Genomic DNA, 17,100 nt, shown 5'->3' on the forward strand with positions numbered 1-17,100 from the left:
CGTCGCTGTATGCGGCTCTGACATTGCACTTGAGCGCGCGGCCCGACTTCTCTGCCCTCGCCCCGGTGTGCAGCAGGGTGGGAACGGAGTGAACCGTTGACAACTCGACCGTTTGGTGCGTCGCCACCGCCCGTCGTCCAGGGCCGGACCCGGCGGTCGATAGGCTCACAGACGTGAACACCGAGGAGCCTTCCACGTCCCCATCCGGCCTTCCCCGAAGCGGGCCGGGATCGCCGGCTCCGTGGAACCGGCGGATCGCCGCGTTGGTGATCGATTGGGCGCTGGCGAACCTCGCCGCGGTGATCATGGTGGGTGGTCAGGTCTGGGAGTTCGAGGCGGGGCTGACGTGGGTGCCATTGGTGTGTTGGTTCGGCATGGTGTGGCTTGCGACGGCGTTCACCGGTGCCAGCCTGGGGCAGTGGATGCTGCGGATCCGGATCATCCGGCTCACCGGGGGCCAGGTAGGTGTGGTGTGGGCCGCCGTTCGGACAGTGTTGATTCTGCTGGTCATTCCGCCACTCGTCTTCGACAAAGATCGCCGTGGGCTGCATGACGTAGCCTCCAACACCGCCGCCGTCAACGGTCCGGATTAGCGCCGAATCGGCACCGGACATACGGCCGAGGAGCCGCCGGCGAGGCCGCGGTGGACGGTGACGGCAGGCGCCGGCCCGAAAAGCGGCGGCCGGTAGGTGGCCGCCGACCCGATCAGCGGCGGCCGGTAGGCGGTGGGCCGGCCGTGGGAAGCTTGAGCCCCTTCGGCAGCGGTCCTTTCGGCATGCCGACCGGCTGGGTGCCCAGTGCGCGCAGCCGATGCCGCAACTCGGTGACCTCGGCACCCCGCAGGTTCTTGGGCAGTTTACGTAGGTGTTTGGCGAGTTTCGGCAATGGCACGAGTCCGTCTCCGCGGCCGACCATGATGTCGTACACGGGGGTCTCCGGAGCGACGCGGGCGTGCCGCTTCTTCTCCTGCGCCAGCAGGTTGGCCACCCGACCGGGAACTTCACCCTCGCCGATGAGCACGATGCCTGGCCGGCCGACGGCCCGGTGTACTACGTCCTGGTGCCGGTTGGCGCCCACCCCGGGCTCGGTGTCCCATCCGCGGCGCAGCGTGCCCAACGCCGCCGCCGCGGCACCTGGCCGGCCCTCGATCTGCGCATAGGCGGCGCGTTCGGCGCGGCGGCCGAACACGATGGCACCAGCGAGCATGGCGGAGGGTAGGCCCATGATCAGCCACATCCACAGCGGTCCGAGCAGCAGGCCGATGAGGACGGCAATGCCGAGCACGCCGACGATGTAGGCGAGCGTGATCCAGCCGACCCACCGGTCGGACCGTCTGGCCATCCGGTACGTCTGTTTGATCTGGGCGATCCGGCCCGGCTTCTTCTCGGTGGAGTCCTGCTCTTCCTTGCGCGCCATAGGAAGGATCCTACTCATCGTTCGGGTCGGACTCACACAGTCGGGTTGGACCTTACCCGCCGACCAGTTCCCGGTGCGGGGCTTGGTGCGTTGAACGCCTCCACAAACCAGCCAAAACGTCAACCATGGCAGGCGCTCAACGCACCAAGCGCAGCCAGGGATGAGCGAGGTGGGGCGGAAATCCGGCAACGATCACCGGAGGCGGAGTGGGGAGAGGAGGGGAGGGGGTGTGGGCAGGAAAGGGAGGGGTGTGGGACGAGGTGGGAAGGGCCGCGTGGGACGGTGAGGTGGTGCGGGGGCGGGAGCTGACAGTGTGGTGATCCGGCTACGACGAGTGCTGATCGGTGCGAGCGGCCATGGCCTGCCGGTATAGCCGGCCAGCGCGGTACGACGAGCGCACCAGGGGCCCGGACATAACTCCCGCGTAGCCGATTTCGGTGGCCTCGGCGCCCAACTCGTCGAACTCCTCCGGGGTGACCCAGCGATCCACGGGATGGTGCCGTGGCGAGGGGCGCAGATACTGCGTGATGGTGATCAGATCACACCCGGCGTCGTGCAGGTCGACCAGGGCCTGCGAGATCTCCTCGCGGGTCTCGCCCATACCGAGGATGAGGTTCGACTTGGTGATCATTCCGGCCGCCCGCGACATGGACAAGACGTCGAGTGAGCGCTGGTAGCTGAACGCCGGCCGGATGCGTTTGAAGATCCGCGGCACGGTCTCGACGTTGTGGGCGAACACCTCGGGCGCAGCGTCGAAGACCTCCTGCAGCAGGTGCTGTTTGCCGGAGAAGTCGGGGGTGAGGATCTCCACCCCGGTGTTCGGGTTGAGCTGATGGATCTGGCGGATGGTCTCGGCGTAGAGCCACGCACCCTCGTCGTCGAGGTCGTCGCGGGTGACGCCGGTGACGGTGGCGTAGCGCAGCCCCATGGCCTGCACCGACTCCGCGACCCGGCGCGGCTCGTCACGATCGAGTTCGTCCGGTTTGCCGGTGTCGATCAGGCAGAAATCGCAGCGGCGGGTGCAGTGGTCGCCGCCGATGAGGAACGTCGCTTCGCGGTCTTCCCAACACTCGAAGATGTTCGGACAGCCAGCTTGCTGGCAGACCGTGTGCAGCCCTTCCCGTTTCACGAGCGCTTGCAGGTCACGGTATTCCGGGCCCATCGTGGCCTTGGTCTTGATCCACGACGGCTTCTTCTCGATGGGCGTCTCGCTGTTGCGTGCCTCAAGGCGCAGCAGGCGGCGTCCCTCCGGTGCGACTGTCACGTTGCCACCTTACGAGGTCGGGTCGGATGGTAACCACCGGCGCTGGCCGGTGTGGTGCCGGAGGTCACGCGGGGGCCGGTTCAGCACGGACGACGACGAGGTGTTCGCGCACCTTGGGGAGGACCTCGGCCACGCCGGTCACCCGCCCCAGCTCGCGCGAGATGGACGTGACGGTGGCGTCGGAGATGCCGCACGGGACGATCCGGTCATACCAGCTGAGATCGCAGTCACAGTTCAACGCGAACCCGTGCATGGTGACACCTTGGGCCACCCGGATGCCGACGGCGCCGACTTTGCGGGCCGGGCCGTGTTCGTCGGCCGGCACCCAGACGCCGCTACGGCCTTTGATGCGTTCGGTGACCAGGCCGAAGTCGGCACACACGTCGATCATCAGCTGTTCCACCCGCCGGACGTATGCGACGACGTCATATGGCCCGGGCAGAGCCACGATCGGATATCCGACGATCTGGCCAGGCCCGTGCCAGGTGATCTTGCCGCCGCGATCGACGTCGATGACTGGGGCACCGGCGTCGATGAGGGGCCGCTCATGGGGTTTGGTCAGCTTGCCGGCGGTGTACACCGGAGGATGTTCGAGCAGCATGACGGTGTCGCCAACATCGCCGGCTACCCGGGCGGCGTGGAGGCGACGTTGCTCACGCCAAGCGTCGTCGTAAGGCACGGGGGTGTCGTACTGGACCACCTGCACGTCGCTCATGGTTGACGAGCCTATGTCGGACCGGCGGGAATCTGTATGGCTCGAATCACTCAGCCGAACGGTTATCTCGCCCCGTCCCGAGTGGTAACTCGGCCCGAAATGCGTCAAAGTTGATAGCTGTGCCTGGATGAGGAGCGTCTGCGGAGGTCAAGGGAGCCTTCCCTTGACTGGCGGCGACGCGGTAGAAAAGTTGATCTCTAGCGGCGAAACCCGCCAGACTTTGGAAACATAGAGCCTATGGAGGGCCGGTTGCACGTACCTGGTTACACCGCCGGGCGGCGGCTGGGATCAGTGCATTCGTCAATGTGGCTGGGGTTTGACGACGCCACCGGGCAGCCGGTGACCCTCAGACTGGTTCAGGGTGATCTCGACGCGGTCCGGGCCGGCCTGAACAGCGCCATCCTCGTGATGCGCGCCCTGCAGCATCCCCACATCATCGCCGTCCACGACATGGTGGAGACCCCAGCTGGGCCAGTACTCGTCCTCGGGGCGGCCGAAGGCGGCAGCCTGGCCGACATCCTGGTCAACCGCCGAACTCTCCCGCCGGGAGAGATGGTCACCGCCTGCGCGCCCATCGCGGAGGCGTTGGCCGAGATCCACCCGCACGGCATCGTCCACGGCGCGATCACGCCGGACGACATCGTGTTCGCCCGGGACGGCCGTCCCATGCTGGCCGGTGTCGGGCTTGCTTCCATCGGTGGCCAGGTCGATCTGCGAGCTCCCACCATCGCGCCGGAGATCGTCTCCAACGCTGAGTTCGCGCCCCCGGCGGACGTGTACAGCATCGCCGCCATGGGGGTCGTCGCGCTCACCGGCCCGGTGTCACCGGATCGGCTGTTCGCCGCCTCGGCCGAACAACTGCTGGCGACGGGGGTGGCGCCGGCTGCGCAGGCCGTGATCACCCGGGCCATCGGCCGCAACGTCGGACGTCGGCCGCCGGCGGAGACGCTGGTCAACGCGTTGTACGCGATCGCGGATCCGGAGCCGGTCGAGCTGATGGAACTCGAATCGGAGGCACCACCACAGCCGGGTGCGCCAGGGCCGGTCGGGCTGCCCACCAGCGGCGCGCCGCCGTTCGCCGATCCGTTCGAGACCACCCAAGACCCTGGCCCAGCGCCGGCCTTCGCCGACGATCCGACGGGGGACGATGAGCTCGACGATGTCACCGCGTACATGCGCCAGGTGGCAGCACCATCGTCAGGGCGCCGCGCCCGTCGCGGAGGTGGCGACGACACCACGTCCACCACAGCCGAGGCCGTAGCGCAGGCCGCACCCGATCCGGAGGCGGCGGCGAGCCCCGGAGGTCGCCGGGCGCGCACTCGCCGGTCAGCTCGAGCTGAGCCCGCGGCGGCCGCCGCCGAGAGCCCGCCACCGCGCCGTTCGGCCCGAGCCGAGCCCGCGGCGGCCGCCGAGAGCCCGCCACCACGCCGGTCAGCCCGAGCTGAGCCCGCGGCGGCGGCCGAGAGCCCGCCACCACGCCGGTCGGCCCACCGTTCCGCCAGCGGCGATACCACCACGCCCGCGTCCTCGCGGGGTCGGCGCGGCGGACGGCGGCCGAGCAAGGGCGACGTCACCAAGCTGGCGAGCGTGCTGGTGGTGATGCTGCTCATCGCGGGGGCGATCGTGCTGTTCACGGAGGCGTTCGGCGGCGATGACGAACTGCCCGAGGCGGGCCTGGGTAATCCTGAGGCGAGTGATACCGGGCCCAGCGACTACTGCGGTGGTCCGCGTCCGGCACCGGACGAAGAACCCCCCGAAGTGGCCGACTGGACACAGGAGGTCCAGCGTCTCTATACCTTGCGCGCCCGGGCCTTCGAGGAGGTCAACGCGGAGCTGCTATGCCAGGTGTACGCCCCGACCAGCCAAGGATTGGTGCGCGACGTCGAGTTGATGCAGGAATACGCCGACAACGACGTCCGCACGCAGAATCTCTCGTTCGAGGTGGTCGACGCCGAGCTGGTGGAGCAGAACGGCGGGACCGTGGTGTTGGAGATCTCCGACCGGTTGCCGCCATACCAGCTGGTAGATGGCAGTGACGAGGTGGTTGAGGATAAGCCGGGGATGGATGGCGACACCTGGACCGCCGTGCTGGTGCCGGTTGCCGACGATGCCTCCGGGACTCCCACCTGGCGGTTCAGCTGATCGCCGCGAACCACGGAGCCCGCCGTCCGGCCGAAAGGTTGGTCGGTGTGCCGTCCAGGCGGTCAGGGCACGTTCGGGTCGAGCGCCGCGGCGACCACCGTCCGCGCGGTTGGATGCTCGTGCTTGAAACCTGCTCCGGTCAGCCGCGTAGGCACCACCCGCATGCTCCCGGCGATGTAAGCGGAGAGCTCGCCTATGGCGGTGCGCAAAGCGAACCGCGGCACCGGCAAGACGGCCGGCCGATGTAAGGCGTGGGCGAGCACCCGGGTGAACTCCGCGTTGGTCACCGGCTCCGGAGCCGCGATGTTGTAGGGGCCGGAGCATCCCGGTGTCTCGATGAGGAAGCGCAGCGCGCGCACCGTGTCGGCCAGGGAGATGAAGCTCCAGTACTGCCGGCCGCCGGCGAGTGTGCCACCGAGGCCCAGCCGGAAAAGGGGCAACGTCTTGGCCAGGGACCCGCCTCGACGGTCCATCACCATGGTGAATCGGGCGTGGCAGACATCGATCCCGGCGGCCGACGCCGGGTGCGCGGCGTGTTCCCAGTCGTGGCAGAGCCGGGCCAGGAAGTCTTGTCCCGGCCCGGAATCCTCGTCCAATAAGTGATCACCACGGTCGGCGCCGTAGACGTTCATCCCGGATGCGGAGAGGAACACCCGGGGCGGAGTATCCAGGCGGGAAAGGGTGGTCGCCAGGATGGTAGTGGAGTGGATCCGGCTGCTGCGCAATGTGTCTTTGTAGGCCTTGGTCCACCGGCGGTCGCCGACACCCGCCCCGGAGAGGTTGACGACCGCGTCGAGCCCCTCGAGCGGGTTCGGGTCTATGTCGCCGACCCGTGGATCCCACCACACCTCGTCCGGGCTGGCCGGCTGGCGTCGGACCAACCGGAGGACGTCATGGCCGTCTGCCGTCAGCGATTCCCGCAGCGCCGTGCCCACGAAACCACTGGAACCGCTGATGGCAACCCGCATCGAGTTCTACAGACCCAGCTCACCCTCGAACTGGCCGGCCTCCAGACGCTGCTTGACCGCCGTCAGGTACCGGGCGGCGTCGGCACCGTCGACGATGCGGTGATCGTACGTCAGCGCCAGGTACACCATGGAGCGGACCGAGATGTTGTCGGAGCCGGTGTCGTCGGTGACGACCACCGGCCGCTTGACCACCGCTCCGGTGCCGAGCATGCCGACCTGTGGCTGGTTGAGGATCGGCGTGTCGAACAGGGCACCCCGGCTGCCGGTGTTGGTCAGCGTGAAGGTTCCGCCGGAGATGTCGTCGGGCTTGAGTTTGTTGGACCTCGTGCGCTCGGCGAGATCGGCGATCTGGCGGGCGAGACCGCCGATGTTGAGGTCGCCGGCGTTCTTGATGACCGGGACCATGAGCCCGCGCTCGGTGTCGACGGCGATGCCGAGGTTCTCCGCGCCGTGGTACACGATCTCCTCGCCATCCACGCTGGCGTTGACGACCGGATAGATCTTGAGCGCCTCGACCGCCGCCTTGGCGAAGAACGGCAGGAAGGACAGCTTGGTGCCCTCCCGCTGCTGGAAGTCCGCCTTGGCGCGGTCGCGTAGCCGGGCCACCCGGGTGACGTCGACCTCGACGACGGTGGTGAGCTGCGCTGATGTCGCCAGGGAGTCAACCATGTGCGACGCGATCGCTTTACGGATGCGGCTCATTTTCTGCCGAGTGCCGCGCAGCGGCGACGGCTCGACCGGGGCAGGCGCCTCGGCACTGGGCTGTGCCGCTGGGGCAGCTGGAGCCGCCGGCGCCGACGTGGCCTGGGCGGCCGCTTCGGCAGCAGCCAGTACGTCCTGTTTGCGGATCCGCCCGCCGACGCCGGAACCGGTGACCGTGGAGAGGTCGACGCCGTGTTCAGCGGCGAGCTTGCGCACGAGTGGCGTGACGTAGGGCGTCGTCTCGTCCCCGGCCTGTTTGGGCGCTGGGCTCGACTGCTGGGCCGGTGCCGCGGCGGCCGGCTGGGCGGCCGGTGTGGGAGCGGCTTCGGGTTGTGCGGGCTGCTCTTGCTGTGCCGGAGCGGCTTCGGGTTGTGCGGGCTGCTCTTGCTGCGCGGGAGCAGCCTGCTGCGCTGGAGCCGCTGCTCCGGTGCCGATGATGGCGAGTTCGGCGCCGACCTCGACGGTTTCGTCTTCGGCGACCTTGACCTCGAGGAGGGTGCCGGCGACGGGGGAGGGGATCTCGGTGTCGACCTTGTCGGTGGAGATCTCGAGGAGTGGCTCGTCGACGGCGACCTGGTCACCGGGCTGCTTGAGCCAGCGCGTCACAGTGCCCTCGGTGACGCTCTCGCCGAGCGCGGGCAAGGTGACCGGCGTGCCTTCGCCCGATGGTTCGGCGGCGTCCTGCTGAACAGGCTGGCCAGCGGTGGATTCGTCGTCGGCCGGCTGCTCCGGGGCTGGTGCCGACTCGGCCTGCGGCTCGCTACCTTCCTCCGCAGGCTGCTCAGCCGGTTGATCCGCACCCTGATCGGCCGGCTGCGCACCCGTATCGGCGTCGCCGCCGCTCTCGCCGTTCTCGCCGATGATGGCGAGTTCGGCGCCGACCTCGACGGTTTCGTCTTCGGCGACCTTGATCTCCTGGAGGGTGCCGGCGACGGGGGAGGGGATCTCGGTGTCGACCTTGTCGGTGGAGATCTCGAGGAGTGGCTCGTCGACGGCGACCTGGTCACCGGGCTGCTTGAGCCAGCGCGTCACAGTGCCCTCGGTGACGCTCTCGCCAAGTGCGGGCAGGGTGACAGAGGTTGCCATCATCATTCCTCTCGAGAGTCCTACGGCCATGAGCCTACGCGAACGTATCAGCCAAGGAAGAGCGTATAAGAGGGCACACCAGCGGGGAGTCGCCGGGCTCGCGTCGGCGGGCGTGGTGGTTCGGGGTGGTGTCGGGCTGCCGACACCACCCCGACCTCAGCCATGGACATGTAGTGGTTTGCCGGCGAGTGCCAGATGCGCCTCGCCGAGCGCCTCGCTCTGCGTCGGATGGGCATGGATCAACTGCGCGACCTCGTCAGGCAGGGCCTCCCAGGCGCAGATCAGCTGAGCCTCGCTGATGAGCTCGCCGACGCGGGCACCCACCATGTGTACGCCGAGCACAGCGCCGCCTTTCTCCCGCACGAGCTTCACGAAGCCTTGTGTGCCGAGGATCTGGCTCTTGCCGTTGCCCGCGAGGTTGTACTCCAACGTCTGGACCTTCTCGGCGCCGAGCCGTTCGGTGGCCTGCGCCTCGGTCAGCCCGACCGAGGCCACCTCCGGGTCGCTGTAGGTGACACGGGGGATACCTGCGTCCTGGACCGGTACCGGCGCGAGCCCAGCGATGTCTTCGGCGACGAAGATCCCATGCGCGAAACCGCGGTGGGCCAGCTGTAGTCCAGCGACGATGTCTCCGACCGCATAGGTACCCGACACGCTCGTGCGTAGCCGTTCGTCGGTGACCACGAATCCGCCCGAGTCGAGCTCGACGCCGGACTCCGCATAGCCGAGATCTTCGGTGACCGGCCCGCGTCCGACGGCGACGAGCAACAGTTCGGCGTCGATCTTCTCGCCGCTTTCCAGTGTCACCGAGACGCCGGCGTCGGTGTGCTCCACCCCGGAGAACCGGGCGCCCGTCTTGACGTCGATACCACGTTTGCGGAAGGCCCGTTGTACGGCTTTGGAGCTGGCCTCCTCCTCGACGGGCAGCAGCCGCGGCAGAGCCTCGACGATGGTCACCTCGGAGCCGAAGGAGCGCCACACGCTAGCGAACTCGACGCCGATCACGCCCCCACCGAGCACCACCACCGATGCCGGGATCCGGTCGAGCGTCAACGCCTCGTAGCTGCTGATGACCTTGTGTCCGTCGATCTCGACGCCGGGCAGGCTGCGAGCGCGTGATCCGGTCGCCAGAATGACGTGCTCAGCGGCATATCGGGTCCCGTCGACGTCGACGGCGTTCGGACCGGCCAGCCGGCCGGCGCCCTCGATCAGCGTGACCTTGTTCGCCTTCACCAGTCCTTGCAGGCCCTTGTGCAGGCGGGAGACGATGCCGTCCTTGTACGCGTTGACCGCGGTGACGTCGACACCCTCGAAGGTGCTCTTGACGCCGAACTGCTCGCTGTGCCGGGCAAGGTCGGCGACTTCGGCGGCGTGGAGGAGAGCCTTGGTGGGGATGCACCCGTAATGCAGACAGGTGCCGCCCACCTTGTCCTTCTCGACCAGCGCGACGTTGCGCCCCAGCTCGGCGGCGCGGAAGGCCGCGGCGTACCCGCCGCTGCCTCCACCTAGGACCACAACGTCGAAACTGCTGGGCTCGGCCATCATTCACTCCTGTCGGTTCCGTGATCACTTATGATCCGGTCGTGTCCCGGCGCGTCCCGTCGCTTGTGGCAGTGGGCACGCGTGATTCGATCCTGCCATCCGGGCCGTGGGTGGTTGGTGCCGGGATCGGTAGCTCCGGCCCGCACGACGACGGCTCGATGGGTGCGACCGGGGCGGCCTGGACGAGATACTGTCGGTGTTTGACGACATGACGGAGGTTGAAGGTATGCGATGGTTCGGCCGGCGGCGTAAGAGCGCTGAGGGCAGCCTGGATCGGGCCGCTGACGACGCCGACACCAAGCACCTGAAGGAGTTCGCCAGCTCCCGTCACGGTGTGGAGGCGTTCGTCGAACCACCAACCACCATGACGGCCACCACCGTCGTTCTCGTCGCACACGACGGCGAGTGGACCCGACGCCGGGTACACGATGCCGGCGCCGCGCACGACCTCGCCCGCAAGCTCGGGATACCCGCGTACGACGCCCAGGTGGTCGGCTACCCGCAGCGGATGCGGGAGTGGAACCGCAAGACGGGCGGGCGCGGCGTCTGACCTGCTCCTTCACACCGTGTGGCGGAAGGAGCAGGCTCTCACAGTGCGCCGGCCTCCAACTCCTCGACGATCTTGACGAGGGTGCGGACGGCCGCACCGGTGCCGCCCTTCGGGGTGTAGCCGAACGGCTGTGCCTCATTGAAGGACGGACCGGCGATGTCCAGGTGCGCCCACGGTGTGGCGTCGTCGACGAACTCCTTCAGGAACAGACCGGCCTGCAAGGCGCCGCCGCTGCGGTCACCGATGTTGGCGATGTCGGCGATCGACGAGTCGAGCTTCGCCCGCAGGTCGGACGGGAGCGGCAGCGGCCACATCTGCTCGCCGGAGTTCTTGGCCGCGACGTGTACGCGAGCTGCCAACGTGTCGTCGTTGGCCATGATGCCCGACACCCGCGGGCCCAACGCGACGATGGCCGCACCGGTGAGTGTGGCCACGTCGATGATCAGGTCGGGTTCGTCCTCGGCGGCGCGGACCAGCGCGTCGGCCATCACCAGGCGGCCTTCGGCGTCGGTGTTGAGTACCTCGACCGTCTTCCCGCCGTACATGGTGATGACGTCCGATGGGCGTTGGGCCTCTCCCGACGGCATGTTCTCGGCCATCGCGGCGTAGGCGGTGACCGAGACCCGTGGTGCCAGTTCGGCGACGGCGAGCATGGCCGCCACCACCGCCGCGGCGCCGCTCATGTCGCTCTTCATCGTCTTCATGCTGTCGTTGGGCTTCAACGACAATCCACCGGTGTCGAAGGTGATGCCCTTACCCACCAGCGCGAGGTGTTTCTTGGCCCGCGCCGCCCGGTAGGACAGCCGGATCAGTCGAGGCGGGTGTACCGAGCCTTGTCCGACCCCGATCAGGCCGCCGTAGCCCCCCTTGGCCAGCGCCTTCTCGTCGAGGACCTCAACGGTCAATTTGGTGCCTTTCGCCAGCTTGGTGCTCAGCTCGGCGAATGTTGCCGGTACGAGGTCACGCGGCGGGGTGTTGATCCAATCGCGGGCGCGGTTGACGGCGGTCGCGATGACCTCGGCGCGGGTGACGGCCTCTTTGACCGCTTTTGTCTTGACGCCCGGGCCGAGGATGGTGACGGTTTCAACCGGGGTTTTGACCTCGCCGGTTTTGTAGGAATCGAACGAGTAGGCGCCCAGCAACACACCTTCGGTCACGGCCGCTGCGTCGGCTTCTCCGTCGATCGGCAAGGCGAACGCGACGCTGCCGGTTCCGGCCAGCGACCGGCTGGCGGCGCCGGCCGCTCGGCGCAACCGTTCACGGTATTCCGGCGAGCCTGGTTCGGCCTGGGGGCCCGTGCCCACGGCGACGAGCACCGGCGCCTTCGTCTTGCCCTGCGTGGTCAGTTTGGTGATTTCGTCGACCGTGCCGGCGGCGCCCAACTGGGCGAGGGTAGTGGCGAGTGTGCCCTTGAGGGCTTTGTCGATCGCTTCGGCGCCGGGTAGGAGCACCGGACCGTCCGCACCGCTGGCGAGGGCGACGACCACGGCGTCGACCTTGAGTCCGGTCGGGCTGGCAGAGGACAAGGTAACGGTGCTCACGGTTCTCCCTGACGTCGTCGTTCGAGGAATCGAATGTCGATGCTACTCGTCGGGTTCCGACGCCCTCGGCACACGGGTGACGTGGTCCCTGCCGGCCGCGCAGGCCGCGGCGTACTCGCCGGGAGTCATGCCGACGACGTGGTTGAAGTCGCGGATGAAGTGGGCCTGGTCGAACCACCCCAGCTCGACCGCCATGGTGGTGGCGTCGATGGTGTCATCAGCGGCGAGCATTTCCGCTGCGTCGTGCAACCGGTAGCGCCGGATCACCCATTTCGGGCCGACGCCGACGTAGCGCTGGAACAGTCGCTGCACGCTGCGGATGGAACATCCGTGGAGTTCGGCTACCTGACTCACCTTGGTGATGGTCCGGCTGCCGAGCATCGTCGCCACCATGTCGAGGACCAGCTGGTACCCCTGATCGGCTGGGGGTAGCCGGTTGCGTAGGAACTCGTCGCAGAACTCGACCCGGGAGTGGTCGTCCGGGGCGGTGAGAATCTCCTCCGCGACATCGTCGACGGCCGGACCGAACACGTCGCGCAACGGGACCCAGCGGTCGGTGACGGTGGCGGCGGCGATGCCGGTGATGGCGGTGAAGCCGCCGGGTCGGAGCTTGACCCCGATGACGTAGCCGGAGCCGGTCAGCGGCCGAGACCAGCTGCGGGTGCCGACGCCGTGAACCTGGCCACCGGCGCCTGGTAGGAAAGTGATGTTGACGCAGGGGTGCGGGATGAGCTGGACCTCGTAGGTTTCGCCGGCTGGTACGTCCCATCGGACCGACCAGTACCGTTCGACGAACTGCCCGGTCTGCGAGGACGCGGGGTAGCGGCGTAGATCGACGTGGCGACTGGTGGCCAGCGGGTTCAACAGGCCCTTGGTGCTGGCCGTCGGCGCCGGCTGTTGTGGCGGCCGGGGTGGCTGGGTCGCGGTGGTCATATGTGTGTCGCGTTCTTACAAGATTCAGCTGTCCGTGATCCGGAGTGTGGACACATGACAACGAAGGTAAACCCTATTCCCGACGGCTACCACAGTCTGACCCCGTTCATCGTGTGTGTCGACGCGGCCGGCGCGATCGACTTCTACCAGACGGTGTTCGGCGCCGAGGTGCTGAGCCGTAACGATGGTCCGGACGGCTCCGTGCTCCATGCCGAACTGCGCATCGGGAATTCCATGCTGCAGCTCAGTGACCCCAATCCGGAGTACGGTCTGGTGCCGCCCGAGCCGGGAGTGGCGTCGTCGTCGTTGATGTTGTACTGCGACGACGTTGACGTGGTGTTCGCTCGAGCGGTCGAGGCAGGGGCGACGGTCCGGGTGGCGGTGCAGACCTTCGTCACTGGTGATCGTTTCGGTAGTGTCATCGACCCTCACGGGCGGCGTTGGGCGATCATGACCCGAGTCGAGGACGTACCCGAGGATGAAGCCAAGCGGCGTGTCGACGAGTGGGTGGCCTCGAACACCAGCTGAACAACTGTCGTGTACTCCACGGCGAGCTCATCTCTACGGGATGAGGCTCTGAGATGGGAGACACGCCGTCATCGTCGATGATCGACGAGCGGTTTGTGGTGGCGGTGTGCACCGTCGGGGCAGGGCCTCTAGGGTGCTACCTGTGCGGTGTATGCCGCTGCCTGAGGAACCGCGACGTAACGGAGACGTGTGACCGTGACACCTGCCAGGACCTCCCTGTACAACCGCCATGCCGAACTCAGGGCGAAGTTCGCCGAGTTCAGCGGGTGGGAGATGCCATTGCAGTATTCCGGTGTGGTCAATGAACACACCGCCGTGCGGGAGCGGGCCGGGTTATTCGACGTCAGCCACTTGGGGAAGGTGTCCGTCAGCGGACCTGGCGCGCGGGCGTTCGTCGATTCGTGCCTGACCAACTCCCTCGACAAGATCGAGCCTGGGCATGCGCAGTACACGCTGTGCTGTGACGAGTCCGGGGGCGTCGTCGACGATCTGATCGTGTACCTACGGTCCGACGACGACCTCCTGCTGGTGCCCAACGCCGCCAACAGTGCGGAGGTGGCCCGCCGGCTAGACCAGGCCGCCCCCGAGGGGGTGCAGGTACGCGACGAACATCGCCGCTACGCCATTCTCGCGTTGCAGGGGCCGGCCGCCGACACCACGCTGTCGTCGTTGTGGATCCCTGTCGGGCACGAGTACATGTCGTTCGTGGACGCCGAGTACAACGACATCGCGATCACCGTGTGCCGCACGGGCTACACCGGTGAGCGAGGCTACGAACTGCTCGTGCCCTGGGACGACGCCGGCGTGGTGTGGGATGCCATCCTCGCCTGCGGCGAGCCGAACGGGGTGGAGCCCTGTGGCCTGGGCGCCCGTGACACCCTCCGCACCGAGATGGGCTACCCGTTGCACGGACAAGACCTCTCGATGGACATCAGCCCGCTGCAAGGCCGTTCCGGGTGGGCGGTCGGCTGGACGAAACCGGCCTTCTGGGGGCGGGAGGTGCTGCTCGCGGAGAAGGCCGCCGGGCCAGCACGGCGGCTGCGCGGCATCCGGTCCACCGGGCGGACGATCCCGCGGCCCGGTATGGCCGTCAAGGTCGACGGCGCTGACGACGGTGTCGTCACCTCCGGTACGTTCTCGCCTACTCTCCGGGTAGGTATCGGCCTGGCCTTGCTGCCTCCGAAGGTGACCGAAGGTGCCGAGGTGAAGGTCGATATCCGGGGCCGGTCGGAGACGTTCGAGGTGGTCCAGCCGCCGTTCGTCAAGACGTCGCCGTCGTGATGGCCCGCGCGCCACTGGGCCCGGGGCGGGGTGCTACGTACCCGGCTTCGTTCCGTCGCTGGTTACGCCGGTGGTGGATTCCGCGGGGGCGTCGTCGGGCAGGGCGAGGTGACGAGGAGCGTGGCGCAACGGAGACAGCCACGCCACGGCAGTGGCCACCGCGATACTGATCTGGCAGACGAGCAGTGCTACTCCTACGTCGATGCGGTCGGCGAGTAGCCCGACGGTCAGCGCTCCGGCCGGAAAACCAGCACCGAACGACGTCATCCGGCCCACCGTCATCACCCGGCTCATCAGTGGCTCCGGGGTGACCTGTTGGCGCAGCGTCACGGAGTTGGCCGCGATCACCAGGTAGGCCGCGCCCCAGGCGGCGATGGCGAGCATGCCCAGCACCCAGTGCCCTGACGCCGCCGTCATCGCTCCGGCCGCGCCGGACAACGGCAGGCAGATCAGCGCGGTGCGGACGCCGCCCACGCGATACACCAAGCGCGGCATGACGACGCTGCCGACGACGGCGCCGATTCCCCATGCGGCGAAGACGAAGCCGAGCCGCCAATCACCTTCCTGCACGCCGAGGTTGTGATCGGCCCACACCACGAGGATGCCGACGAGTGAGCCGCCGCTGTATGCCACCAGGAAACCGATGATGGTCATGTAGCGGAGGATCGGGTGGTCGACGATGAACCGCACACCCTCGGAGATGGCGGTGCGAGTGCGTGGCGTGACCCCGCGGCGGGCGCGGTTGAGCGGCCGGACGATCGACCGGACCAGCAGAGCCGATGCCATGAATGTCACGGCGTCGACCACGAGCAGGGTGGCTGGTGAGACGAGGACGAGCAGCAGGCCGGTGATCGCCGGGACGGTGGCTTCGACGACGGTGCCGCCACCGGCGATCACCGAATTGGCCGAAGGTAACCGGTGCCGCGGCACCAACACCGGTAGGGAGCCGAGGTTGGCGGCGTCGAAGAAGACGAACACGGTCTGCGCGACGAAGGCGACGATCAAGACGTGTGCCGCGGTGAGATGATCCAGCCAGGCGGCTACGGGGATGCTCATCAGAACCAACGCGGCAGCGATATCGGCGCCCACCATGATGGCCTTACGCGGGAGCCGATCTGCCACGACGCCTGCCCACAGGCCGGTGAGCAGGTAGGGGATGCCTTCGGCGACGGCCACCAAGGCGGTCCAGGTGGCTGAGCCGGTGAGGCTGTACACGAGAACCGGCATAACGACGAACGTGACCGCGGAGCCGGCGAGGGAGACGAACCGCGCGCCGATGTAACGGCGGAGGTCGGGATCGCGCAGAAGCGGGCCATCTGCCCCATGAGAGTGATGCTGCACGCCTACCCCGCTTGCCCCCGAAGCCACACTTTACCAGGGAGACAACAGCATGACGGAGTGGATGTCAAGGCGACGCCCGGATGGCGGCCGAGCATGGTGGCAAGTGCTCGGGAGACGCTGATCGGGGGTGGATGAGAGTGCTGATCTCGCGGGCGGCCCGACGTCCGTCGTCCCCTGTGCGTCGGCGGCGAACCGCCCGCGACACCCATCAAGACGGAGTGCGGCGCCCACCATGACGCGTGATGTGAATCATTCCTCAACCGGATGTGCCGGAGGGTTGGCGACGGCCGCCTGACGCGAAGCGGGAACGGAGGCGTCGAACTTGGCCCGACGCGCCGCGCGACGCAGCGCCGACAGCACGGGTGGCCCGGCCACGAGGCACAGCATCGCCGTCACCGCCGCGCGGATCAGATCCCACCCAAGCGACGTGGCCAGCAGGAACGCGCCGTAGCGGACGGTGTTGCTGGTGATTGGGTCGCCGGGCACGAAGCTGATGCCGGTGTCGGCGAAGGAAACGAACGGCCAGAACCACAGGTTGATCAGGATCCCGTAGAGCAGTCCGGCCACCGCGCCGTATCCAGCGAGCATAAGCACCTCGGCCCGCCCACGTAGCGGAGGCAGGAGTCCGGCCAGCAACGCGATCCACCCGGCGGCCATCATCTGGAACGGCAACCAGGGCCCGACACCGCCGGTGACGAGTGCGCTGGCCAACAGGGTGAGCTGACCGAGGACGAAACCGAAGCCTGGCCCGAGTGCCCGCCCAGCGACGACGAACAAGAAGAAGGCGGGCTCGAACCCGCCACCGCCCCCGCCGAGCATGCGCAGCCCGGTGCCGAGGGCAGCGAGCACGCCCAGCAAGGCGATCGTCTTGGCGTCCATCCGCCCTTCGGTCAGCTGAGCCAGAACGATGAGGAGCAGCAGCGGCAGCAGTCCGGCGAACAACCACGGGGCGTCGGCGGAATGCGCCAGGGCGGAGTCGGGCTGGGCCAGCAGCGGCCAACCGAACGACACCACACCGATCGCCGACACCAGGATGAGCGCGAGTGTGCTCGGGGCCGGGATCCGTAACGCGACCACGTCCCGCCCCATGA

The 17,100-nt window shown here is 68.0% G+C and carries 15 protein-coding genes; 5 read left to right on the forward strand and 10 right to left on the reverse strand.

Translation table 11 applies throughout. The annotated features are described in order from the left end of the window. The first annotated feature begins 173 nt into the window (after positions 1 to 173). Positions 174 to 593 (forward strand): RDD family protein, encoded by a 420-nt coding sequence (locus G8760_RS26915; RefSeq protein WP_166355932.1) that lies wholly within the window; start codon positions 174 to 176, stop codon positions 591 to 593. A 112-nt stretch (positions 594 to 705) separates the two neighbouring features. Here G8760_RS26915 and G8760_RS26920 read toward each other — a convergent pair whose 3' ends face one another. From G8760_RS26920 to lipB, 3 genes are all read right to left on the reverse strand, one after another. Then, a complete protein-coding gene (locus tag G8760_RS26920; protein ID WP_166355933.1) occupies positions 706 to 1,416 on the reverse strand; it encodes a DUF4191 domain-containing protein in 711 nt (236 codons plus the stop codon). 325 nt (positions 1,417 to 1,741) lie between these two features. Further along, complete coding sequence (gene lipA / locus G8760_RS26925; RefSeq protein WP_166355934.1) at positions 1,742 to 2,680, reverse strand: lipoyl synthase; 939 nt, start codon at positions 2,678 to 2,680, stop codon at positions 1,742 to 1,744. A gap of 64 nt (positions 2,681 to 2,744) precedes the next feature. Continuing rightward, entirely contained in the window at positions 2,745 to 3,395 is a 651-nt protein-coding gene (lipB, locus tag G8760_RS26930) for a lipoyl(octanoyl) transferase LipB (RefSeq protein WP_166355935.1), read from the reverse strand. 249 nt (positions 3,396 to 3,644) lie between these two features. Between lipB and G8760_RS26935 the strand changes: the two genes are divergently transcribed. Continuing rightward, the gene (locus G8760_RS26935; RefSeq protein ID WP_207782776.1) at positions 3,645 to 5,537 is read left to right on the forward strand and encodes a protein kinase domain-containing protein; all 1,893 of its coding nucleotides are present in this window, start codon (positions 3,645 to 3,647) and stop codon (positions 5,535 to 5,537) included. A 62-nt stretch (positions 5,538 to 5,599) separates the two neighbouring features. Here the strand turns inward: G8760_RS26935 and G8760_RS26940 are convergent, their stop codons facing one another. From G8760_RS26940 to lpdA, 3 genes are all read right to left on the reverse strand, one after another. Next, positions 5,600 to 6,505 (reverse strand): TIGR01777 family oxidoreductase, encoded by a 906-nt coding sequence (locus G8760_RS26940; protein WP_166355937.1) that lies wholly within the window; start codon positions 6,503 to 6,505, stop codon positions 5,600 to 5,602. A gap of 6 nt (positions 6,506 to 6,511) precedes the next feature. After that, positions 6,512 to 8,293, reverse strand: a complete 1,782-nt coding sequence (sucB, locus tag G8760_RS26945) for a 2-oxoglutarate dehydrogenase, E2 component, dihydrolipoamide succinyltransferase (RefSeq protein WP_166355938.1) — start codon at positions 8,291 to 8,293, stop codon at positions 6,512 to 6,514. Positions 8,294 to 8,449: 156 nt separating this feature from the next. Continuing rightward, entirely contained in the window at positions 8,450 to 9,835 is a 1,386-nt protein-coding gene (gene lpdA / locus G8760_RS26950) for a dihydrolipoyl dehydrogenase (RefSeq protein ID WP_166355939.1), read from the reverse strand. Between the two features lie 208 nt (positions 9,836 to 10,043). Between lpdA and G8760_RS26955 the strand changes: the two genes are divergently transcribed. Beyond that, positions 10,044 to 10,385 carry an oxidoreductase gene (locus tag G8760_RS26955; protein WP_207782777.1) on the forward strand — a complete coding sequence of 114 codons (342 nt, stop codon included), beginning with the start codon at positions 10,044 to 10,046 and terminating at the stop codon, positions 10,383 to 10,385. 38 nt (positions 10,386 to 10,423) lie between these two features. On the opposite strand, the gene G8760_RS26960 is transcribed toward G8760_RS26955, so the two are convergent. Together G8760_RS26960 and G8760_RS26965 are read right to left on the reverse strand one after the other, a co-directional pair. Further along, positions 10,424 to 11,926, reverse strand: a complete 1,503-nt coding sequence (locus tag G8760_RS26960; RefSeq protein ID WP_166355940.1) for a leucyl aminopeptidase — start codon at positions 11,924 to 11,926, stop codon at positions 10,424 to 10,426. Positions 11,927 to 11,968: 42 nt separating this feature from the next. Beyond that, entirely contained in the window at positions 11,969 to 12,859 is an 891-nt protein-coding gene (locus tag G8760_RS26965) for a helix-turn-helix domain-containing protein (RefSeq protein WP_166355941.1), read from the reverse strand. Positions 12,860 to 12,913: 54 nt separating this feature from the next. On the opposite strand from G8760_RS26965, the gene G8760_RS26970 reads away from it, so the two are divergent. Both G8760_RS26970 and gcvT read left to right on the forward strand, forming a co-directional pair. Then, entirely contained in the window at positions 12,914 to 13,387 is a 474-nt protein-coding gene (locus tag G8760_RS26970) for a VOC family protein (protein ID WP_166355942.1), read from the forward strand. A gap of 195 nt (positions 13,388 to 13,582) precedes the next feature. Further along, positions 13,583 to 14,668 carry a glycine cleavage system aminomethyltransferase GcvT gene (gene gcvT / locus G8760_RS26975; protein ID WP_246222700.1) on the forward strand — a complete coding sequence of 362 codons (1,086 nt, stop codon included), beginning with the start codon at positions 13,583 to 13,585 and terminating at the stop codon, positions 14,666 to 14,668. 33 nt (positions 14,669 to 14,701) lie between these two features. Here gcvT and G8760_RS26980 read toward each other — a convergent pair whose 3' ends face one another. Together G8760_RS26980 and G8760_RS26985 are read right to left on the reverse strand one after the other, a co-directional pair. Further along, the gene (locus tag G8760_RS26980; protein WP_166355944.1) at positions 14,702 to 16,009 is read right to left on the reverse strand and encodes an MFS transporter; all 1,308 of its coding nucleotides are present in this window, start codon (positions 16,007 to 16,009) and stop codon (positions 14,702 to 14,704) included. Positions 16,010 to 16,258: 249 nt separating this feature from the next. After that, positions 16,259 to 17,098 (reverse strand): ECF transporter S component, encoded by an 840-nt coding sequence (locus G8760_RS26985; RefSeq protein ID WP_207782778.1) that lies wholly within the window; start codon positions 17,096 to 17,098, stop codon positions 16,259 to 16,261. Positions 17,099 to 17,100 lie beyond the last annotated feature (2 nt).

The sequence above is a fragment of the Phytoactinopolyspora limicola genome, assembly GCF_011320225.1.
Classification (GTDB): Bacteria; Actinomycetota; Actinomycetes; order Jiangellales; family Jiangellaceae; genus Phytoactinopolyspora; species Phytoactinopolyspora limicola.